Raw genomic sequence first — 20,257 nt, forward strand, 5'->3', positions numbered from 1 at the left:
CAATTTATCTCATATCTTCCCGCTTCATTAAAAGTGATTACTCCGGTTGCCGGGTTATAACTTACATTTCCTGCCGAATAAACTACGCTGTCAAAAACCACATTAGCCGCAACCGCCACTGAACCGCCTGTTGTGCGTTCTATCTGTAGCGCTATATTGCTCAATTAAAATCCTCCAATACTATCTTGCACAACAAGTCACTCTTTACAGACTTACCTCTGTGATAACAATATTGGCCTGAACAGGTGTCGCCGCCAAACCAACGGTCGCTCCAGTGACATTGGTAAGTGCAATAGTAGCCGGGACTGCTCCCACGGTTACCAATACGCTTCCATTCAGCTGCCCTGTTACGATCGGGGACGATCCAAGGACACCGCCTCCACCATTTAACTCTACTGCAAAGGATATAGTCGTAGCGGCTTCTGCACCATCCGTTGCCACCCACCAAGTTACATAATAATTTCCGGGGGCGGTAATCGTAAATTCACCAGTTACCGCACTATAGGTGATGTTGGGGCTTACGTCAGTTGTGAGCGTATCAAAGATTACATTGTCTCCGTCGGCAACTGTTCCTACACCATCACCAAGAAGCTGTGCCTGGATTCCCAGCAGAGCAACAGCCGGGCCGGTGGGACCCGTCGGACCAGTTGGACCTGTTGGGCCGGTAGGACCTGTGTCACCCGTTGGGCCGGTCGGACCTGTTGACCCGGTCATATTAGGAAAACAAACTGCCTTTTTATTAGCGGTCTACTAAACCGCTTCTTCTTGGGTGTTGATTTCTATGTATTCCATTACCCGGCGTAGCTCGTCAGCAAACTTAAACTTCACGCTGATGTTGCCGTTCTCATGTACCTTGATATGGTCTACAAGCTCAACCAAAACTTCTCTTGTCAGTTTGTCGATATTTTCAAACTTCTTAAAAACTATTAAGCAAGGACTTTCGGCGGTAATGCCATTTTGCAATTCCTCACGCTCTGAATGGAGGTTTTTCAAAATTTCGCCTAAAGCGGCTATTTGCTGTTCGTAATCTTCGCTCATATGACGGTAGTCGCTATGAGTGATCTCTCCGTCTTTCCAATCCTGATAAATGGATTGCTTGTAACGCATGATTTTGGAGCGTTCTTTTTCTTTTGCGTCTATCAATGCTTCAATCCGTATGGACTGGCTTTTTTGAAGCGGAGCCGTGCTGATATATTCCAAAGTGTTTGCATAGTGTACCGCAAGATATACCTGTTGCTGAATGGCATACAGGACAGCCGCTTCCAGCCGGTTATGTTTCACGGAATGTTTGGTGCAAGCTGTTTTTGATTGGTCTTTGTAGGTTCGGCAGAAATAGTACACCGTGCCTTTTACTTGACTGCGGCTCATAGCCTTACCGCAATCGGCACAACGGAGAAAGCCACTGAACAGATAGAGCTTCTTTTTCTGCGGAGCGGTACGGGTGTCACGCTTTAGCAACTCCTGCACTTTTTCAAAGATGAGCCGTTCTATGATTGGCTCATGGGTATTCTCCACGATATACCATTCGTTTTCTGGAACCTGTTCCTGCGTATGTATCTTGTAGCTTTTCACACGCTGGCGACCCTGTACCATATCTCCGATATAAAGACGGTTTTTCAAAATGTCGCTTATCGTCTTTGCGCTCCATAGCGGTCTTTCTGAACCGCTCGGATTTTGGTAGTTTAAGCCCTTGCTTTTTTTGTATTCAGACGGACACAAAATGCCACGCTCATTGAGACTTCGCACTATGGCGTTTTTGCTCGTACCGTCCAAAAACCATTCATAAATGTTTTTTACAACCTCGGCGGCTTCATCATCAACGATTAAAGCGTTTTTATCCTTTGGGTTCTTTATGTACCCATAGGCGGCAAAGCCACCGATAAACTCACCGTTGCGCCGCTTCATATCAAATACCTGTCGTATCTTCTTTGAAGTCTGGTAGCAGAAATTGTCGTTGATAACATTCGTAATCGGCACAATGAGGTTAGAAATGCTGTCCGGGTTCAAGTAGCTGTCAATGCCCTCTGCCAAGCTGATAAACCGCACATTCATCTGCACAAACAGATTTTCAATCAAACTCCCTGCGTCCGTATAGTTACGGGAAAGGCGGGAAAGGTCTTTGACTATAACACAGTTTACCTTTTTTGCGTATATGTCGGAAAGCAGTTTTTGAAAGCTATCCCGGTTGGTGTCTGTCCCGGTGTACCCATCATCAACATAGGGCGGCTGAACACTTTCAAACTCGTCTATGTGCTGTTGGTAATAATCATCAAGCAACGCCTTTTGATTGACAACACTGTTGCTATCGTCTTTTCCACGGTTTAAGTCCTCCTTGGATAAGCGGATATATTCGCCAAGTTTCCAGCGGACAATTTGAAGTGTTGATATTTTTTCCTCAAAACCCCTGTTTTTTGTTCGTGCCATGTGTCCTCCTTCCTATCACATTACACCTATATTATACCATTTCAGCATAATGCGAACAATGTTGTCGCGGCCTGCAAACTGGCTTTACAGGCCACTTTTCTTGCGTTTGAGGAAGCCGGCAAACACATCTTGCAAAGGAGGAGCATTCTCTGAAAACTCCAGCTTTACGCCCATATCGCCTACACGAAAACAATAAGGATTTTTAACCGCCGCTACAATATGTGCCGCTCGTTGCTCCTGCGGCACAGTATTATCAAAGGTAAAACCGCTAACGTCAACTAAATCCTCTTTGTTTACTGATTCTATGTCCACGTTTGCCAACTCTGAAATTGGGATACGTTTCTTCAATCACAATCGCCCCCTCCTTTCCATGTATATGTATTTCTCTGATTGTCCTATGAGGAAACACAAACAGCCACCACTTTTATCAGCAAAAGTGATGGCTGTTAATCTTTCCTCACACTTCGAGCCAAGTTGTCCCGAAGTTTAAATCTCCATTCATCATCACAGGGGAGAATACCGCGCCGTTATAAGTCGGCTTGTCGTAAGACAGAAAAAATCGGCGCAGCACTCCTTATATATAAAAATGATAACTCGGACGGGCGGCGGCAACCGCCCTCATGGGAATTTCACCCCGCCCCATGCTGATGGCGCGACGGTCAATGCTGTGAAGCGTTCAAACCGTAAGTATCATTATATCAATCAAAAGATTATCGCCGGGCAGATTGCCATATCTGCCTTATCACAGTTGGTAGGAATCGCTCACGCTCCGTTTGGTCTTTCCTCCTTTCAACGGGCGATCTTGGCGTACCCTGCGGCTTGGCTCCCTTTTGATTAAACGTATCCGGGTTATCGGTATTCAGTTGTCAAAGAACAGCAGATGGAGAAAAAACTCCTTCTAATAGTCATGCGATTTGAAAGGCAGATTCGGAATCAAAAATCAAGTTTTTTTAAAAATTTCTCCATGCTTTTTAACCCTTTCTCAATAGCAACTCTGACCGCTTTTTCATTTACACCCTCTGCCCGTGCAATCTCGGATTTACTCACGCCTAGTATGTAGTGGGCGTAAACCCGTTTTCCCTGCGTGTCCGGTAGGGAAGCGATTGCGGATCGTAGTTGTTCGGCAGTGATTTTACGTTCGTAAATCTCACAAGGGGAAAGGGATACAAAAAGAATATTCTTTTCGATTCCATCGTCAGCGTCCAGTGAATAGTGGGCTTTGTTATAGAATCGGCGGCGAATATAATTCTTCTCCAACCGCTCTGCTTCTAGCAAAGCGTCCTTTATTTCGTTGGGTATCTCAACAAAAAAGTCTGAATTATAAAACGGATAAAAGTCCCGCAGATTGATTTTTGCCATATGGCGTTCCTCCAATTCGATTTTCTAGGAAACAGTGAATCGAAATGGAGGGGAGGAGAGCGACAGCGAGGCTGGACTTCGGGCCAAGTTGACCCGAAGTGATAGGACTTGTCCCATGCTTGATTACGGGAAAAATGGTATAAAAAAACACCCTTACGCATAATTGCGCGAAAGGTGTCGAATAAAAAATGGCCGCAATGGGCGGCCATAAATTGATGCGATTTTTTAAAACCATTTAGGAAGAAAACTTCTGCTACAGCCAGCCGTCACAGTAACGTGACGGCCCCTCATGGATAACAAAAAGCGGCTTAGGACACATATGAATCTCCTATCCAAAACCGCTCTTCGGTATGTTATAGAAAAATGAGTATAGAAATCCGACTGCCGATAATGCGGTTTTTTTTATTTTGCAAAACCGTCAGTCTATATGTCTTAATTAAAATAGATGGGCAGAACGTATTTACATACGTAGCTTTATCAACGTCTATAGTTTGTTTTATTAATCTAAATCAGAAGAAAATTCAGGTGTAACGTTATTGTTTACGGCTGTGCTAACGTATAAATCACGTGATGCCCCTAATCCGGTGAGCAAGCATATACCGGCAATTCCAATAAGAATAATAAGTGGCATTGCCCAGTTCCTGGTAGTATCATGCAGGTATCCAAAGAACATCGGTCCAAAAGCGGCAAGAAGATAACCGATAGATTGAGCCATGCCAGATAGCCTTGCGGCTTCATCTGCATTGTCTGTCCGCAGGCTAAAGAACATCATAGACAGGCTAAAAGTAAAACCTCCCCCAATCCCTAATATGATTATCCATAAAAACACAAATCCTGACCCTCCAAACAGAAGCAGTCCTAAAAGCCCTATGATGACGCATACGGAACCAACCGTCACTAATGACCGTTGACTGGCCTTACGGCCCGCAAGAACAGAGCCAACAAAGGTCATAGGAATCAGAGCTAATTGCATAAGGGAAAGCATCCAACCAGCTTTGCTTGAATTCATGCCCTGTTGAATTAAAATGTCAGGTAACCATGCAACCATGCAATAAAACACCATCGATTGCAATCCCATGTACAAAGTGACTTGCCATGCCAGGGGCGATTTCCACATGTTGACCTTTTTAATAACAGGTTCCTGCACAATATTTATTTCATCAATTTCTTCATGCAGTTCAAATGTATCTGTTGTGATATTAATATTAGTTATTTCCTCGACAATGGATATTTCTTGTTTTTTTCTTCTTAACTGAGGAATCCAAAGCATTATGGATACAAAGCTAAGTACCGCCCAGATCTTTAATGCTCCGGCCCATTCTAATCCCAAACCGACTGCTAAAGGAATACTTATACCAGAGGCTAGTGCTGCAAAGACATTCATAGAGACGGAGTAGACACCTGTCATAACCCCAACTTGCCTTGGAAATTCCTTTTTAATTAAACTTGGTATTAATACGTTGCCTGCTGAAATTGATAATCCGAGAATTGCCGTTCCCAAAAACAAACCGAAGCTCCCAGACCATGAACGCAATAAAATTCCTATTGTAAGGAGGATAACCGACCAAAACAACACCACTTCTGTTCCAAATCTGCGGGCCATTCCGGGTACAAGAGGTGAAAACAGAGCAAAGGCGAATAACGGGAGGGTGGTAATCATCCCTGCTAATGTGTTTGAAATATCCAAGCTATCTCGGATTAAGCTGACTAAAGGGCCAACCGACGTTAAAGGCGCTCGTAGGTTTGCCGCGATAAATGAAATTCCTATTATCAGCATTATTGGAGTAGATTTTTTTGAATATGAATATAGGTTCTTTTCGTGTTTGTTGCTTACTTGATTCATTCGTATTATTTCTCCTTAAAATGTTATATTTTTTTTTAATATTAATCGTCGTATCAGCCCCCCTATTGCACCGTTTAGAATAATGAAAATAACACTTTGGCAATAGGTTTATGAAAATCAATGCCCATCCGGACAACTTGATATGGAACCTTACCTTTCCAATCTTTTATTGTTCGAGGAACACCTCTTTACACTTGATTAAAATATTTTTTTAGAGCAAAAGCAGTTTCATCACTAATAAGATGCTCTATTTTACAAGCATCTTCACTTGCTGTCCGCTCATTAACATTGCAACAGGTAATTAATAATTGTTTTATTAATTGAAACTTAGCTGAAATAATCTGCCCTTGTTTATGCCCTTCATCAGTGAGGTGTATTTCGCCACGTAAAGGCTTAACAACTAATCCTTCCTCTTGTAATATAGTCACAGCATTATTAACACTTGGCTTTGAAACTTCTAAATAAACAGCAAGATCAATTGAACGTACTGCTTGTGTTTTTTCAGATAACTTATATATGGCTTTTAAATATTCCTCCTTTGAGGGACTAAGTTTTTTCCCAAAATGATAACGCTTATTTTGATACACCGCTGTTGATCCTCCTTACGTTAATCATAGATAAAATGTGTATAGTTGCTATACACTTTGATATAATTATTTATTCATCTTGCTTTTTAAGAGTTCATCAGTTTTATTATTTTCCAACTTATTGTCAAAAGGATTTACTTGTGGAAACATTGGGTATTCATATGGATAAAAAGAAAAGGAAATGCATGAGGCTAAAGAATTATAGATAACCCATAAACTCCTTTCATCAGCTTCAGATATTTTGTGTTTATATCTCTGCTTACTAGCCCCACCATTGCCAGACGCCATATATGATTTTGATGGTTTAATTTTTTTCATGTTAGCACCTCCTAACTTAAGTGTAGTGAAAATGTGTATAGCAACCATACACTTGTGTAAAATTTTTATTCATCAAAATTTTCATTGAAAGTTTTAACCTTTTTCATCAGAGACGTCAAAAAGTTTGATAAAAATTCTAATTCATGTTCGGAAGCATCTTGTAGCTCGTCTTCAACCATACTGTTTAAAATAGAATGATAGTACATATGGTTGCTATGAGCTTTTTTACCTTTTTCCGTCAAATTCAATGAATATCTAGATAAATTAAGATCATCGATTTCCTTTATAACCAGAGCCTTTCTCTCTAGCTTTTTGAGAATTTCGGAAACAGCCCCTTTTGTTACTCCTAAAATATCGGCTAGACCACCCACATGAATGCCGGGATGTTCGGCAATAGCCATTATTACATGTATTTCAGAGTAAAAAATCGGTACATCCGTCCCGTAGTAACGAGTCTTTTTATCTAGATCAACCAAGGCAAGCGCTAAATGCAGAGAATCGTATGCAATTTTATGTTTGTTGTTTATAACTTTATCCATGCTAATAGTATATGGTTGCTATACGCTTTTGTCAAGTCCATATTGAATTGATAACTGTTATAGCATAAAACAAGATGACATGTAGTAGGCGAAAGACTTAAAAAGCCCGCTTCCGCTAAACAGCAAGCAGGGCAAGTGTATTGACACTTGCACATTTTTGAGATTTTCCCTTGAGGGTAAACTCAAAAATTGCTTGTTGGGGAGTGCCTTCCCCAAACCCTGCGACTTCGGGCCAACTTGGCCCGAAGTCGGTGCGTTGCACCTCATGCTGCGTCATGTTCACTATCGCTCTATTTCCTTATTTTTCTGTGCGTCCGTCAGGCCGAATAGGTGGTCTATATTGCTTTTCACAGTTACAATTTCCTGCATTGCTTTTTTGGTTTCCCGATACTCCCGGTAAGCCTTTTTCTTGTCGGCCGACAACCGCTGAAACTCCGTTTTGAGCGTATCCATTTTGGGGAGCTTCGCCCCGGACAGTAAACGCCGGAATGTATCCTGTGCTGCACGATAGACGGCAATATCCGCTTCATGCTCGACAAGATATTTCTGACTATACTTCGCCGCTTTGTACCCCTCAAACACAGGCCGGGCTTTCGCATAATCTACCACCGCCGCCTTTAGCTCTGCATTGATACGCATAGCGGCTTCGGTGGCTTTTATGCTGTATGAAAGCGTATGGAAACGTTCGGTAAGTTCTGCGGCCTTTTGCTCTAAATTCGTATAATCCATCAGACCGTTTTCCTGCAAATACTGTAGGGCCGCCGCCATCTGCTTGAGGTTGAATACCTTTGCCCAGTGTTCAAAGGCCGGGCCTTTTCCGGCTTTCATACGGGATTGAATATCCACAATCAGATTGACCTTACGCCGTTCCTGCGGAGCGGCTTTTCCATCAATCGCCGCTTGTATATTCTCCTGCCCGTAGCACTTGCCAAGCGTAGAAGCACGGAGCCGGGTAAAGCGTTCCTGGCCCTCTGCCCGGAAGCTGATTGTGCCGCCGCGCCCTTGCTTGATTTCATAACCAGCCGCCGCCATTGCCTGTAAAAAGGTGTCCATATCCGGCGGCTTCGTTGCAAGACAAATATCAATCTGTGCCTTTAATTTCTCTTGAAAGGTGGGGGGTTTTTGACCGCCCAGCCATTCCCCGTAATGCTTGAATTTTCCCTTGTTATGGCGTTTGGGATCGATTATAACAGAGAGTCCGTTTTCAAGGCATATCCGGTCGGAGAGCCGCCGTACCGCACGGGCCGAGCCGATAAAATCCCGGAATTTCCGGGTACAGTCCAGCGAGGTGGAATTGTAGTAAATATGGCAATGAGGGTGGGGACGGTCAGCATGGGAAACCACGAAAAAGGCGTGTCGGCCTTTCGTCCAGCGCAAGGCAAGGTCATAGCTGATTTTAAGAGCGGATTCGGGATCTATTTCACCGGGCGGGAACGCCTGTCGGATTTGATAGTACAGCACATCATTCTCCCGTTTTTGTTCCCGCCCTGTGATAGCTTTGTACTTTGCTTTGGAGAGTAAAAACTCTGCGTCAGCCGTAGCGGGGTCACATTCATAGGCAAGAATAAAATCGCCGTTGCGGGTCTTATCTGGATTTTTCCCGTAGTCAAAACCGTCCTTTAAAGTTTCCATAATGGTCATGCTGCTTCCCGTGTGACGGGTCATAAGGCGGGTAGTTGCCATGTGCGTTTCCTCCTTTCCTCGAAAAAACAACTTCGGGCCAAGTTGACCCGAAGTTGCCCGGCAGTTCTGTTATGTTACTGTTAGCTTACAATGAAAAAGCGGAGCGAGCTGTTCAGGCTGTGCAGTCCGTCAATCAGGTGTTCCGCAATGGCAGGAATCCCAAGGGGAGAAATCAAAAACGACAGGAACAGGAACACGCCGAAGCCCAGTTTTTCGTCGCTTATCAGCAGGGCAATACTGATTAGAATGCCTATCCCGGAAACTACCTGTAAAAGAGCGGTGGCATAGCAGAACACAAATTCAATCATGGGTGTTACTATCGTCAGCAAAACCACAAACGGCGCGGCGATAATCTTAAATAGCAGCTTGATAAACCTCATAAAAATTCTCCTTTCATCGAGTGGCTTTCTTGTTGTATCATACCTATATTTTACCATTTCAGGCAGGGTGCAACAATGTTGTCGAGGATTTGTAAATGTTAAAGTAGTAGATGGTCACAAAAACTTCTATATACATAAGTTTTTGGTAAAAATATTCATATATCATCTTGCGATAATAAACAAATTGTTTTATAATAAAAAAGTATACGTTTACTATATAAAAGGTGGTTTGTATGACTATTTCAGAACAAATAAAAGTCTTATGTGTTAGATCGAATATTAGCGTCGCAGAATTAGCTAGGCGCATTGGAAAATCCCCCCAATCATTTAATGCTAAAATGAAAAGAGGGAGCTTTACAGTCGATGAACTTGAGATAATTGCAAATGCTGTTGAAGCTAAATTTATAAGAAATTTTGAACTATCATCAGGCGACAGGGTGTGATATCAAAAGTGAAGCGAGGAAACATAAATGAATAAAATTAAGATATTTAGTCATTCAATTCAAGAAATTGGTTATGTTGCAAGAACTAATACCAAAGGCAATGAGTTTGATATGGTTAATCGATACATTGAACATATTATAAAAAAATATAGTAAACTTAAAAGAAAACAAATTGCTATCTTTATAGAGCCACAAATTGATACGGGGTATCCAGATATAGTAATTGTCGAATATAATACTTCTTCTGAAAATTTTTGGAATGAGAACCGGAAGCATTTAACTACAAATGATTTGAAAATACTCTATCAAATACAGCGACAAAAGAATGCTTCATTGAAATCATTGAATGAAATGCTTGGCTTTTCGATTATAGACATTAAAAAATCTATAACGCGGTTAGCTAGTTGTAATTTAGTACATTTATCGAAAACGCAAAATCATGTAAGAAATATACAGCTTAACGCATATTGCCGAATAAACAAGATTATATCGATTGAAGCAAAAATTGATAAATGGTCTGAAGCTATTCAGCAGGCTTCTAAAAATGTTTGGTTTTCTACTGAATCATATATTCTTATGAATAAAGACAGTTGTAATAACTTAATCATTGATAAATGCAAGCAACATGGTATTGGGGTAATTCTCGTAAATGGTCGAATTCAATATGAACTTGAAAGTGAACATAGAGTTTTTCCGGTATCCTACGCTTCACTTCAATTTAATGAATGGATACAGAGAGCGTCACACTGCAAGGAGGATAACCTGTGAATATATGTGAGCTGAAAAATCGTTATTCGTCTATTAGCAAAATTAAAAAAGGTGGACAAAAAATAGTATATAGAGCGGAAGCATCTAATAAAGACGTTGTAGCATTAAAATTAATTAATAATGTAGAGGACCCTCGTGTGCTGCAAGAAATAAATATTGTTAAAACCCTTTTGCTTAGAAATGTTCCTAAAATTTTAGAAAGTGGCATAGTTACTGATGAAACCGTTGGTGAAGATGTTCTTTATATTGTTGAAGAATTTATAGAAGGAATTTCTTTACGTGACTGGCTTAATGCAGGGAACAAGTTCACATTAAGTCACGCTTTTCAGGTCATAAACACTTTGTTGGAAATTGAGATGGAGTTAGAAAAAATACATATTCTTCATCGTGATATTAATCCAAATAATATTATCTTGGGCAATAATGGAACCATATACTTAATAGATTTTGGGTTAGCAAAGAACTTAAAAGGAATATCACTAACAAGAACAGCTGCTGTTCATGGACCATTTACTCCAGGCTATGCGCCGCATGAACAATTTACTAACATGAAATTAGAGCAAGATGTGCGAACTGATCTATTTCAAATAGGTGTTACAATTTATGAAGGTTGCAATGGAAAGAATCCTTTTGTTGTACCTAATGAAACGCCATTTCAGATTATGTCCCGCACGATGACGATGCTTCCACCCGCATTAATATTAGAGAATGATACTAAAGGAATGTTCTCTCAATTTATAAATATGCTTATGGCAAAAAATCAATCGCAACGGCCTGACACCGCGGCAGATGCCATGCGATATTTAAACGCAATAAAATCTACATTAATATTGGAGGGGAATGTATGAAGCTATATTTACAAATGGGACATGGTATGCAAGCTATGGCACAGGAACTAGTAAAAACCTGGGGTTCGGGAAATATTATTATTAGCCCTGTGAATATTCAACAACCTAAGTTAGAGGACTTTTCTAAAAAAATAAGATTATCAGGAGGAAATGTGCTTTTTGACCCTCAAATGTTTTATCCTAAAGAAGGACATACAAAATTAAAAGCATATGATTATTGGCCTCAAGATGATGTTTCTGTAACATCAGATGAAGGTAACACTACTATAAATAGAGAACTCTGGCGAATTAACAATCAAATTGGAAGTTCAGAAATCATTCTTCCCGGAATTGAAATGAAGGAAGATGGTCTTGCATATGGCTTAAAATGGTTAAGGGAATCGGCTCAATACTTTTTAGAAAAATCAGATAAGCCTTTACTTGGTACATTATGTTTGTATCCAGAAACTATAAGAAATACTTCTGTTATCGAAACTCTGGTAGAACAACTCAAATCAATACCTGTTCACGGCTTTTATATAATTCCGCACCCTGCAAATAATGAATACATTGTTTCAGATCCTATGTGGGTTATTGGTCTAATGAAGTTGATTACTTGCTTAAAACTTTCCAAGAAAAAAGTAGTTGTAGGATATTCAAATCATCAGAGTTTAGTATATTCCCTGACCAATGTTGACGGGATTGCTTCAGGGACATATATGAATACTCGCTCTTTTGTGCCTTCAAAATTCAAGTCCCCAAAAGATGATGATGTAAAACACAAAAGCACTTGGTATTATCTTCCTACCGCCTTTAGTGAATATAAAGCTGCTCTGCTTGATGTAGCTATGCAACGAGGGTTTTTGGACAGTTTTGAGCCACAAGGCGAATTTTCAAATATCTATTCCTCTATGCTTTTTAGAGGTGCTCAACCTTCCTCAACAAACTATAATGAAACTAATTCTTTTAAGCATTATTTATACTGCTTAAAAATTCAATGTGATATGCTAAGTAAAAATTCATACCAAGATACATTTGATACTTATGAATTTATGCTGAATAATGCAGAAAATCAAATTAAGGAATTTAAAAAGCGTGGTATCAGTGGGCAGAATAGAGATTTTGCGCCAGCCATTGAAGCGAATCGAGTGGCAATGTGCGCCAATGACGAAGATTATGGTCTTAAATTACGTCTTGATTGGCAATGATTTTTTAGGATATGAGAGAAGCAGAGATATTATCTTTCTGCTTCTCTCTATTTATTATAGCTCCACTATTACCGTAAGTTGTTTGAGTACATCTGAAACTCGACCCCATAACTCAGTATAATCTTTTTGCAGGGCGGCAATTTCGGACGGATAAACGCCGTATGTATTGGCATGAATGGCAACCTGATTCAGATTGTTGGCACATCTGCGTTGCACGGAAACCAGCTCCCGGACGGGAGCGAGGTCAACATTCAGCACATAGCCGTTGAGTGCCATTTTGCGGATATACGCACTTAAATTCTGTGTCCCAGCCTGTGCCATACGTTCCCCAATGGCGGCGTATTCATCATCACTCACCCAAACATAAAGGGGAACGCCCCGCCTGCGTTTGGGGCTCACCGTTCTTCACGTTCCCGGCTCCTGCGCTTTGCTGGCGGCTCCTTTACCCGGTCTTTCGGTCTTTCCTCCGGCATGGCCTGCACAACAGGCAGAGGGGCATTATTCGGAATCCCATCAATCATGTTGTAATTCTGTTCCGTGGAAAGCTCTGCATTTTTCAAATAGTTTTCCTTTTCCATTCTAAAAAACCTCCTTTTTGTGACTTCGGGCCAAGTTGGCCCGAAGTGTGTGTTTCTTCTTCATTAAAGAAAATGTTAGCTTTTTCCGGTGTGGGCAATATAAAAGTACGTCCCACCCCGGTTCCAGCTATGGGAAGCCCCATCACAAGCGGATTTGCTGACCTCTAAAAGCTAACAGTCAGCCCGCCTTTTTCTCATATATTCCCGCTGTCGCTTGCGCCGGGCGATGTCGGTACAGTCTGGCGAACAATACGCTTGTTTCCCCTCCGGGATAAACGGTTTGCCGCAAATAGCGCAGTTATCCAGTTCTGGAGCTTTGCGGCCTGTCAGCGTAGCTTCCAGCACCAGATCAAGCGGAAGCACGGCCTTTTGAAAATATTTGCAGTATGTGCCCGCCCAGTATTTATCCAGCATATAGCAGCCGCCGTAATCAAGGGTCAGACAGCCGTATTCCGGGTCATAGTTGGCGCACATCCCTGTTACCAGTCTGTGGATTGCGGCGCGTTCCCGGCGGGTCAGTTCCCGGGATTCGGTACTCATAGGTCTGACTTCGGGCCAAGTTCGAGGTGTTGACAAAGTACCAAAAGGAAAGGCAAAAATGGTATAATGTAGGCAAAGAAAAAGCAGTAGGATGTGTTTAGGGATGCTGACAGAGCGAGTGGGGGTACAAATAAAAATACACTGTGTCACCATCGAGGATCTGGTGCCACAGGAGCATTTTTTGCGCAGGCTGGAAAAGGCCGTGGATTTCAGCTTCATCTACGACGAGGTTCGGAATTTGTACTGCCCGGATAACGGCAGGCCCGGAATCGATCCGGTAGTTCTGGTAAAGTATCTGCTGGTGGGCTACCTGTACGGCATCGAATCGGAACGGCGCATTGAGCAGGAGATACAGGTGAATATGGCCTACCGGTGGTTTCTGGGGCTGGATTTGAATGATCGGGTACCCGATCACTCCACCATCTCACAAAACCGGCGCAGACGGTTTCACGGGGGAAATCTGTTTCGTCGCCTGTTCGAGCATATTCTGCATCTATGCATGGAAAAAGGACTGGTGGACGGAAGGATCATTCTGAGCGATTCCACGCATGTAAAGGCGAGTGCATCATTCAAGGCGAATACAAAAGTTCTGGTGGAGCGCGAGACAACGGACTACATGGAACGGCTGGACCGGTATGAAGCGGAGGAGCGCGCGCGGCTGGAGTCATCTGGCACCATCAAGCCGCAGCGTGCCGGACGTGAGAAAAAGGAAAGCGCAAAAGCGGAAAAGGCGGTCAGCACCACCGACCCGGACGCCGGAATGCTGCGGCGGCCGGGGAAGCCGGAGGGGATGCACTACCTGGATCATCAAAGCGTGGATGCCGCCCATGGAATCGTGGTGGATGTGGCGGTGACCCCGGGAAATGAGAACGATTCAGAACCATACCTCGGACGTATTGAATACATGCGGGAGCATCTGGGGCTGGATATTCAAACAGCCGGCGCGGACAGCGCCTACGGCACCAGCATGATTTACCGGGCGATGGAGGATATGGGCATCCGGCTGCATACGCCCGGGGAAACGGGCGGGGCGACCTACAAGGTGGAGTTCAGGCGTGAGGATTTTCGGTATGACGCGGAAAAAGACTGCTTCCTTTGTCCAGAGGGAAAGGTACTGACACTGCGTAGTCTTGAGCGGGAGCACCACAATATTTGCCGGATATACCGAGCCGACAGGAAGGATTGCCGGACCTGCCCGATGCTGAGCAGGTGTGTGAGCGACAGCCATCGAAGCCGTACTATCCGAAAGAACATTTTTGAGGAAGCCGTAAAAAGGCAACGGGAAACGGATGGCACTTCCGCCCACAAGCACATTCTCGGTCTGCGGCAGATTTGGTGTGAGGGTAGCTTTGCGGCCCAAAAATGGATGCACAATCTAAAACGCCTGTTCAGGCGAGGAATAGAGGCAGCGGAAGATCACTGCCTCCTTTCGGCAACCGCCTTAAACCTAAAGCGCATGGTTAAGTGCGCAGGATAACCCCCAAGGCGCTGTTTTTTTACCCATTTCAATGTGATTCTCATCTTTGCGGACCAAATTGACGGGCTTTGTCAACACCTCGAAGTTGGCCCGAAGTTATCAGTGCGCTCCGAAGATGGATTTTGCAAGGCTTCCCGTCTTGAACATGGTGAAGCACAATAGAACCGTATAGCCGATTACCGTCCATATAGCTCCAATGGGGTCGCCGCCTACGGCGATACTCTGCACCAGCTTCGCGTAAATCCCCACGCATACCAAAATTAGCAAGCCTTGAAAGCCTACGGCGCACAAAGACTTCAGATAGTTCTGACCCATGCCGCCGATTTCCCGGTTGACCAAGGTCGCCATTGGCACAGGGGCTAAACTGGTGAGTAAATAAATTTCAATCATTCTGCCGTACACAATGACAAATACGACAATGTTGATTACCACAACAACTATCCTTATCAGGAAAGATTGCATCCATAAGCCAAGCAGAGAGCCGATTTCCATTGTCATGAGCTGGGTTTCCAAGCTGTCCAGCATATCGGGGCTTACCGCCGTATTTCCTGCAATCACGCCCCCTGCGCTGTTAATGACGCTTTGGGAAACGGTGAATTGTCAAGTGAAGTGCAACAGTTAGGAAGATATGACCTCAGCAGGAGTTTTCCAGTTCAAACATTTACGCGGTCGGTTGTTGAGAAGTTGCATGACAAAAGCCACGGCTTCTGGGGTAAGCTCGGTAAAATTAGTTCCTCTGGGAAAGAACTGACGGATCAATCCGTTCGTATTTTCCACAGTGGGTTTTTGCCATGGAGATGCAGGGCGAGTGTAATAGTACAGTGCCTCAAAGCGGCTCTCAAATTCATGATGACAGTTGAATTCGATCCCTCGATCCGATGTTACCGTACGGAGCGGAAGTTTGCCTCCTTCAAAGAAGAACTCAAAGCCCCGCATGACCTCTTCTCTCTTACTGTTGCACAGGACGGCAAGGCAGGAGTACCGACTTTTTCGATCGGTCACATTCAGCAAATAGGTATGTCTCGTTTTCCCGAATACGATTGTATCTGCCTCCCAATCTCCGAGCCGTTTTCGCCGCAGAACGTCTTTGCTTCTCTCCCGAATTTCCCTCGCGCCGGCTTTGTATCCGCGGGTTTCTCCATGCTTGCGGCCATAGTGACGCAGTTTCATCGTAAGCTGCACGGAACGCGGCAGAAGGTTTGTATGCAGCCAACGATAAATGCTGCTGTGCGAAATCTTCATGTTCTCGTCGTCTGGATAGTCTAACCGGATTCTTCCGGAAATTTGTTCGGGGGACCATGACAGCTCCAGTTTTTCCGCTATATAAGATGTCAGATCGAGGTCCTGATACAGCTTCGTTCGATGGCATTTCATACGTCGTTCCAAATATTTAGCCTGTGCCGGAACGCTCAGATATTTTTGCCCCGAACGGTTCCTTTTGATCTCCCGACTGATTGTCGCGGGACTCCTTTGTAGCCTGCGTGCAAGCTGTCGCATACTGATTCCGTTATTCCACAATTGGGCTATCAATGCGCGCTCTTTTGGTGTAAGATGGTGGTAGTCCATAAAAAGCCTCTCCTTCAGTGGTGTCTCTTCAACTCCTACTGTATCATGGATTTGGCTTTTTGTGGACTCTGTCTATCCTCCTGTTGCACTTGTTATTTTAATCCGCCAAACATCAAATACCGCCATCACGATATTGAACGTGTTGGAAAGAAGCAGTACCGCGACAAAGGTCTTGAATATCCACTTGAAGAAAATCCATGTGTCAATGTCGTGGAGGTTGTTCCGGTCAATGAGCATTTGAATCAGCTCATAGCACATGACAAAGGTAAGCACCAGTCCGGCAATCGGCAAAACAACCGTTTCGGAAAGCTGCCGTATGAGGGAGAACACGCCGGGGTTCCAGTTCCCCGGCGTGGTTCCCACCTGTGTTGCAATCTCTCCGATCTGGTCGTTCACGTTCTCGAAAAGGCCGTTTAAATTGCCCATGATACCGTCTACCAGCAGACCTTTTATCCATTCGTTAATCCAGTCGGTGAGAAAATCCATACCGGCCTACCTTAAAACAAGCTGGAAAGCATAGGTACAAGCGTTGTTCCCAGCAGGATAACGCCGCCCCCGGCCATGAGCTGTTTAATCCCTTGCGATTTCGCTCCCGGATTGTCCGACCCGTAACCTTCCAAAAGATTGATAACGCCCCACACGGCAAGGCCCGCGCCAAGAGCCACAACAAGGGTCTGTAAGGTACTAACTGCACTCGTAAAAAATCCCATAATCTGATTACCTCCATAGTTTTATTTTGTTTTAGGGTACAAAAAAACCGCCATTGCTGGCAGCTGTCACTTCGGGTCAAGTTGGCCCGAAGTTCTATATTCAGTTGAGCAAGGTTTAGGGGGAGCACGAACCATGAAAATCACCTCTTTTCTCGTTGTTTTGTGGGAAATTTTGATATATAATATAGTTGTTTATGATATAAATCATTGTATTTTATTTAAGCGCTAAAGGTGGTGAAAATAATTACATATTTATTTTGGAATCTTTATAGAAAAAATCTTATTGCGCCACTAATTCAACTATTAATTGAAGATGAAATTGATATATGTATGCTTGCCGAATGTTCTCACTTAGACATTCAAGGATTGATAAATCAATTAAAATCATCAGGTCATAATTGGAAATTGATTGAAATCTGTCCCATTGGAGATATAAGATTATTAGCAAAGCAAAGTGTATCTATATCTGTTGTTAAAGAAGAAAAACACTACTCTTGTTACAAGTTAATTGATAAAGGTGTTACTCATATGCTCTTTACAGTTCACTTAATAAGTGGGATGTATAAAAATGAAGATGCTAGAAGCCAAAGAGCATGTAACACTAGTGTTGTATTACAAAAAATAGAACAAGATGTATTTGCTGGGCAGGAGTTAAAAAGTATTATTGTCGGAGATTTTAATTTACAGCCATATTCTCAAGGAATTGCTGGAGCCTTTGGCTTTAATGCAACAATGTCAATTGCAAAAGCAAAACAAAAATATAGAATAGTTGATGATGTAAAGTGCAATTTTTATTACAATCCAATTTGGGATATTATGGGAAGTAATAATTTGGTTCAAGGCACCTACTACAATAATAACGACGAAACAGACTTATCTATTTTTTGGTATTCATATGATTCTGTTTTATTAAGACCTTACTTTATAGATAAGTTTGTTTGGGATTCTTTTAAAATTATAGAGGAAAGCTCTTCCTTTAAATTTATTAAAAGCCATAAGATTGACAACGATAATTTTTCTGATCACTTACCTATTAAATTTGAAATAAAAGAAGGAGGTAATTAATCATGACAACAGATTTATGGGGTTTTCGTGATACCAAGGAGCTTGAAAAAAGTGTAGCTGATATGCCGGACTCTATTCTCAAAGAACAAATTGCATTACTAGGTGAAAAAACCGAGTATGTTATTTACGGAAAGCCGACTTTCATAACAGTTCGTACAGAGGAAATAGAGTACAAAATAGCAACAATTTTTAATGTAATAGTGCCTAAGCTTGATGATTACTCAAAAACAATTCTAATTATGTATTCAAATCCTGAAAGCAATTATCCAGTGGCCATTACTGTAAACAGCAGTTTTGAAGATGACTCTGAAATGTTCACCCCACAATACACTTGTAATGATAAAGAGTCTTTTGTTAAAGCAATAAAGGAAATCCTTTCTTCTGCTGAAGTGCTAGATGTAATTAAGATTTTATATTCAAAAGCAGCAATGCTGTCATAGCTCTTTTAGTAAATAACTTCGGGCCAATTTCGAGGTGTTGACAAAGCCCGTCAATTTGGTCCGCAAAGATGAGAATCACATTGAAATGGGTAAAAAAACAGCGCCTTGGGGGTTATCCTGCGCACTTAACCATGCGCTTTAGGTTTAAGGCGGTTGCCGAAAGGAGGCAGTGATCTTCCGCTGCCTCTATTCCTCGCCTGAACAGGCGTTTTAGATTGTGCATCCATTTTTGGGCCGCAAAGCTACCCTCACACCAAATCTGCCGCAGACCGAGAATGTGCTTGTGGGCGGAAGTGCCATCCGTTTCCCGTTGCCTTTTTACGGCTTCCTCAAAAATGTTCTTTCGGATAGTACGGCTTCGATGGCTGTCGCTCACACACCTGCTCAGCATCGGGCAGGTCCGGCAATCCTTCCTGTCGGCTCGGTATATCCGGCAAATATTGTGGTGCTCCCGCTCAAGACTACGCAGTGTCAGTACCTTTCCCTCTGGACAAAGGAAGCAGTCTTTTTCCGCGTCATACCGAAAATCCTCACGCCTGAACTCCACCTTGTAGGTCGCCCCGCCCGTTTCCCCGGGCGTATGCAGCCGGATGCCCATATCCTCCATCGCCCGGTAAATCATGCTGGTGCCGTAGGCGCTGTCCGCGCCGGCTGTTTGAATATCCAGCCCCAGATGCTCCCGCATGTATTCAATACGTCCGAGGTATGGTTCTGAATCGTTCTCATTTCCCGGGGTCACCGCCACATCCACCACGATTCCATGGGCGGCATCCACGCTTTGATGATCCAGGTAGTGCATCCCCTCCGGCTTCCCCGGCCGCCGCAGCATTCCGGCGTCCGGGTCGGTGGTGCTGACCGCCTTTTCCGCTTTTGCGCTTTCCTTTTTCTCACGTCCGGCACGCTGCGGCTTGATGGTGCCAGATGACTCCAGCCGCGCGCGCTCCTCCGCTTCATACCGGTCCAGCCGTTCCATGTAGTCCGTTGTCTCGCGCTCCACCAGAACTTTTGTATTCGCCTTGAATGATGCACTCGCCTTTACATGCGTGGAATCGCTCAGAATGATCCTTCCGTCCACCAGTCCTTTTTCCATGCATAGATGCAGAATATGCTCGAACAGGCGACGAAACAGATTTCCCCCGTGAAACCGTCTGCGCCGGTTTTGTGAGATGGTGGAGTGATCGGGTACCCGATCATTCAAATCCAGCCCCAGAAACCACCGGTAGGCCATATTCACCTGTATCTCCTGCTCAATGCGCCGTTCCGATTCGATGCCGTACAGGTAGCCCACCAGCAGATACTTTACCAGAACTACCGGATCGATTCCGGGCCTGCCGTTATCCGGGCAGTACAAATTCCGAACCTCGTCGTAGATGAAGCTGAAATCCACGGCCTTTTCCAGCCTGCGCAAAAAATGCTCCTGTGGCACCAGATCCTCGATGGTGACACAGTGTATTTTTATTTGTACCCCCACTCGCTCTGTCAGCATCCCTAAACACATCCTA

23 protein-coding genes and 1 pseudogene are annotated in these 20,257 nt (G+C 43.5%); 7 read left to right on the forward strand and 17 right to left on the reverse strand.

All coding sequences use genetic code 11. The features are described 5' to 3' along the window. Positions 1-750 precede the first annotated feature (750 nt). The 9 genes from LY85_RS04060 to LY85_RS04100 all read right to left on the reverse strand — a co-directional run bounded on the left by LY85_RS04060 (position 751) and on the right by LY85_RS04100 (position 9,133). Positions 751-2,424 carry a recombinase family protein gene (locus LY85_RS04060; RefSeq protein WP_141825560.1) on the reverse strand — a complete coding sequence of 558 codons (1,674 nt, stop codon included), beginning with the start codon at positions 2,422-2,424 and terminating at the stop codon, positions 751-753. A gap of 84 nt (positions 2,425-2,508) precedes the next feature. Beyond that, positions 2,509-2,772, reverse strand: a complete 264-nt coding sequence (locus LY85_RS04065) for a DUF6870 family protein (RefSeq protein WP_141825561.1) — start codon at positions 2,770-2,772, stop codon at positions 2,509-2,511. Positions 2,773-3,357: 585 nt separating this feature from the next. After that, positions 3,358-3,783: a sigma factor-like helix-turn-helix DNA-binding protein gene (locus LY85_RS04070; RefSeq protein ID WP_141825562.1), complete on the reverse strand. Its 426-nt coding sequence runs from the start codon at positions 3,781-3,783 to the stop codon at positions 3,358-3,360. Positions 3,784-4,282: 499 nt separating this feature from the next. Beyond that, positions 4,283-5,626 (reverse strand): MFS transporter, encoded by a 1,344-nt coding sequence (locus tag LY85_RS04075; RefSeq protein WP_141825563.1) that lies wholly within the window; start codon positions 5,624-5,626, stop codon positions 4,283-4,285. A gap of 188 nt (positions 5,627-5,814) precedes the next feature. Next, positions 5,815-6,213, reverse strand: a complete 399-nt coding sequence (locus LY85_RS04080; RefSeq protein WP_141825564.1) for a metal-dependent transcriptional regulator — start codon at positions 6,211-6,213, stop codon at positions 5,815-5,817. Positions 6,214-6,279: 66 nt separating this feature from the next. Next, the gene (locus LY85_RS04085; protein WP_243122476.1) at positions 6,280-6,531 is read right to left on the reverse strand and encodes a hypothetical protein; all 252 of its coding nucleotides are present in this window, start codon (positions 6,529-6,531) and stop codon (positions 6,280-6,282) included. A 65-nt stretch (positions 6,532-6,596) separates the two neighbouring features. Next, the gene (locus tag LY85_RS04090; RefSeq protein ID WP_141825566.1) at positions 6,597-7,070 is read right to left on the reverse strand and encodes a MarR family winged helix-turn-helix transcriptional regulator; all 474 of its coding nucleotides are present in this window, start codon (positions 7,068-7,070) and stop codon (positions 6,597-6,599) included. 282 nt (positions 7,071-7,352) lie between these two features. Next, a complete protein-coding gene (locus LY85_RS04095) occupies positions 7,353-8,753 on the reverse strand; it encodes a relaxase/mobilization nuclease domain-containing protein (protein ID WP_141825567.1) in 1,401 nt (466 codons plus the stop codon). A gap of 80 nt (positions 8,754-8,833) precedes the next feature. Next, a complete protein-coding gene (locus LY85_RS04100) occupies positions 8,834-9,133 on the reverse strand; it encodes a CD1845 family protein (RefSeq protein ID WP_141825568.1) in 300 nt (99 codons plus the stop codon). A 233-nt stretch (positions 9,134-9,366) separates the two neighbouring features. Between LY85_RS04100 and LY85_RS04105 the strand changes: the two genes are divergently transcribed. From LY85_RS04105 to LY85_RS04120, 4 genes are read left to right on the forward strand one after another with little or no spacing between them, the layout of a single operon-like run. After that, positions 9,367-9,576 carry a helix-turn-helix domain-containing protein gene (locus tag LY85_RS04105; protein WP_141825569.1) on the forward strand — a complete coding sequence of 70 codons (210 nt, stop codon included), beginning with the start codon at positions 9,367-9,369 and terminating at the stop codon, positions 9,574-9,576. A 27-nt stretch (positions 9,577-9,603) separates the two neighbouring features. Beyond that, positions 9,604-10,344, forward strand: a complete 741-nt coding sequence (locus tag LY85_RS04110) for a hypothetical protein (protein ID WP_141825570.1) — start codon at positions 9,604-9,606, stop codon at positions 10,342-10,344. After that, positions 10,341-11,192 (forward strand): serine/threonine-protein kinase, encoded by an 852-nt coding sequence (locus LY85_RS04115; protein ID WP_141825571.1) that lies wholly within the window; start codon positions 10,341-10,343, stop codon positions 11,190-11,192. Before LY85_RS04110 ends, LY85_RS04115 begins: the two co-directional genes overlap by 4 nt. Further along, a complete protein-coding gene (locus LY85_RS04120; RefSeq protein WP_141825572.1) occupies positions 11,189-12,379 on the forward strand; it encodes a hypothetical protein in 1,191 nt (396 codons plus the stop codon). Before LY85_RS04115 ends, LY85_RS04120 begins: the two co-directional genes overlap by 4 nt. A gap of 54 nt (positions 12,380-12,433) precedes the next feature. On the opposite strand, the gene mobC is transcribed toward LY85_RS04120, so the two are convergent. From mobC to LY85_RS04135, 3 genes are all read right to left on the reverse strand, one after another. Continuing rightward, on the reverse strand, positions 12,434-12,778 hold the full coding sequence (gene mobC / locus LY85_RS04125; RefSeq protein ID WP_141825573.1) for a plasmid mobilization relaxosome protein MobC: 345 nt from the start codon (positions 12,776-12,778) through the stop codon (positions 12,434-12,436). Next, entirely contained in the window at positions 12,775-12,957 is a 183-nt protein-coding gene (locus tag LY85_RS04130) for a DUF4316 domain-containing protein (protein ID WP_141825574.1), read from the reverse strand. Before LY85_RS04130 ends, mobC begins: the two co-directional genes overlap by 4 nt. 171 nt (positions 12,958-13,128) lie before the next feature. Then, entirely contained in the window at positions 13,129-13,497 is a 369-nt protein-coding gene (locus tag LY85_RS04135) for a cysteine-rich VLP protein (protein ID WP_141825575.1), read from the reverse strand. 103 nt (positions 13,498-13,600) lie between these two features. Between LY85_RS04135 and LY85_RS04140 the strand changes: the two genes are divergently transcribed. Then, positions 13,601-14,974 carry an IS1182 family transposase gene (locus LY85_RS04140; protein WP_141825576.1) on the forward strand — a complete coding sequence of 458 codons (1,374 nt, stop codon included), beginning with the start codon at positions 13,601-13,603 and terminating at the stop codon, positions 14,972-14,974. A gap of 99 nt (positions 14,975-15,073) precedes the next feature. Here LY85_RS04140 and LY85_RS04145 read toward each other — a convergent pair. The 4 genes and pseudogenes from LY85_RS04145 to LY85_RS04160 form a co-directional block, all read right to left on the reverse strand. Then, positions 15,074-15,571 (reverse strand): annotated as a pseudogene (locus LY85_RS04145) (CD0415/CD1112 family protein); the annotation flags it as partial. 21 nt (positions 15,572-15,592) lie between these two features. Then, positions 15,593-16,540: an IS30 family transposase gene (locus LY85_RS04150; protein ID WP_141825577.1), complete on the reverse strand. Its 948-nt coding sequence runs from the start codon at positions 16,538-16,540 to the stop codon at positions 15,593-15,595. A gap of 72 nt (positions 16,541-16,612) precedes the next feature. Further along, a complete protein-coding gene (locus tag LY85_RS04155) occupies positions 16,613-17,026 on the reverse strand; it encodes a VirB6/TrbL-like conjugal transfer protein, CD1112 family (protein WP_279230987.1) in 414 nt (137 codons plus the stop codon). Positions 17,027-17,037: 11 nt separating this feature from the next. Next, on the reverse strand, positions 17,038-17,250 hold the full coding sequence (locus LY85_RS04160) for a Maff2 family mobile element protein (RefSeq protein ID WP_011988858.1): 213 nt from the start codon (positions 17,248-17,250) through the stop codon (positions 17,038-17,040). A gap of 234 nt (positions 17,251-17,484) precedes the next feature. Between LY85_RS04160 and LY85_RS04165 the strand changes: the two genes are divergently transcribed. After that, complete coding sequence (locus LY85_RS04165) at positions 17,485-18,315, forward strand: hypothetical protein (protein WP_141825578.1); 831 nt, start codon at positions 17,485-17,487, stop codon at positions 18,313-18,315. A gap of 2 nt (positions 18,316-18,317) precedes the next feature. Then, positions 18,318-18,755 (forward strand): hypothetical protein, encoded by a 438-nt coding sequence (locus tag LY85_RS04170; RefSeq protein ID WP_141825579.1) that lies wholly within the window; start codon positions 18,318-18,320, stop codon positions 18,753-18,755. A 112-nt stretch (positions 18,756-18,867) separates the two neighbouring features. Here LY85_RS04170 and LY85_RS04175 read toward each other — a convergent pair whose 3' ends face one another. Continuing rightward, on the reverse strand, positions 18,868-20,241 hold the full coding sequence (locus tag LY85_RS04175; protein ID WP_141825576.1) for an IS1182 family transposase: 1,374 nt from the start codon (positions 20,239-20,241) through the stop codon (positions 18,868-18,870). Positions 20,242-20,257: the final 16 nt, after the last annotated feature.

It is taken from the genome of Clostridium sp. KNHs216 (assembly GCF_006714885.1).
Taxonomy (GTDB): Bacteria; Bacillota; Clostridia; order Oscillospirales; family Acutalibacteraceae; genus Caproiciproducens.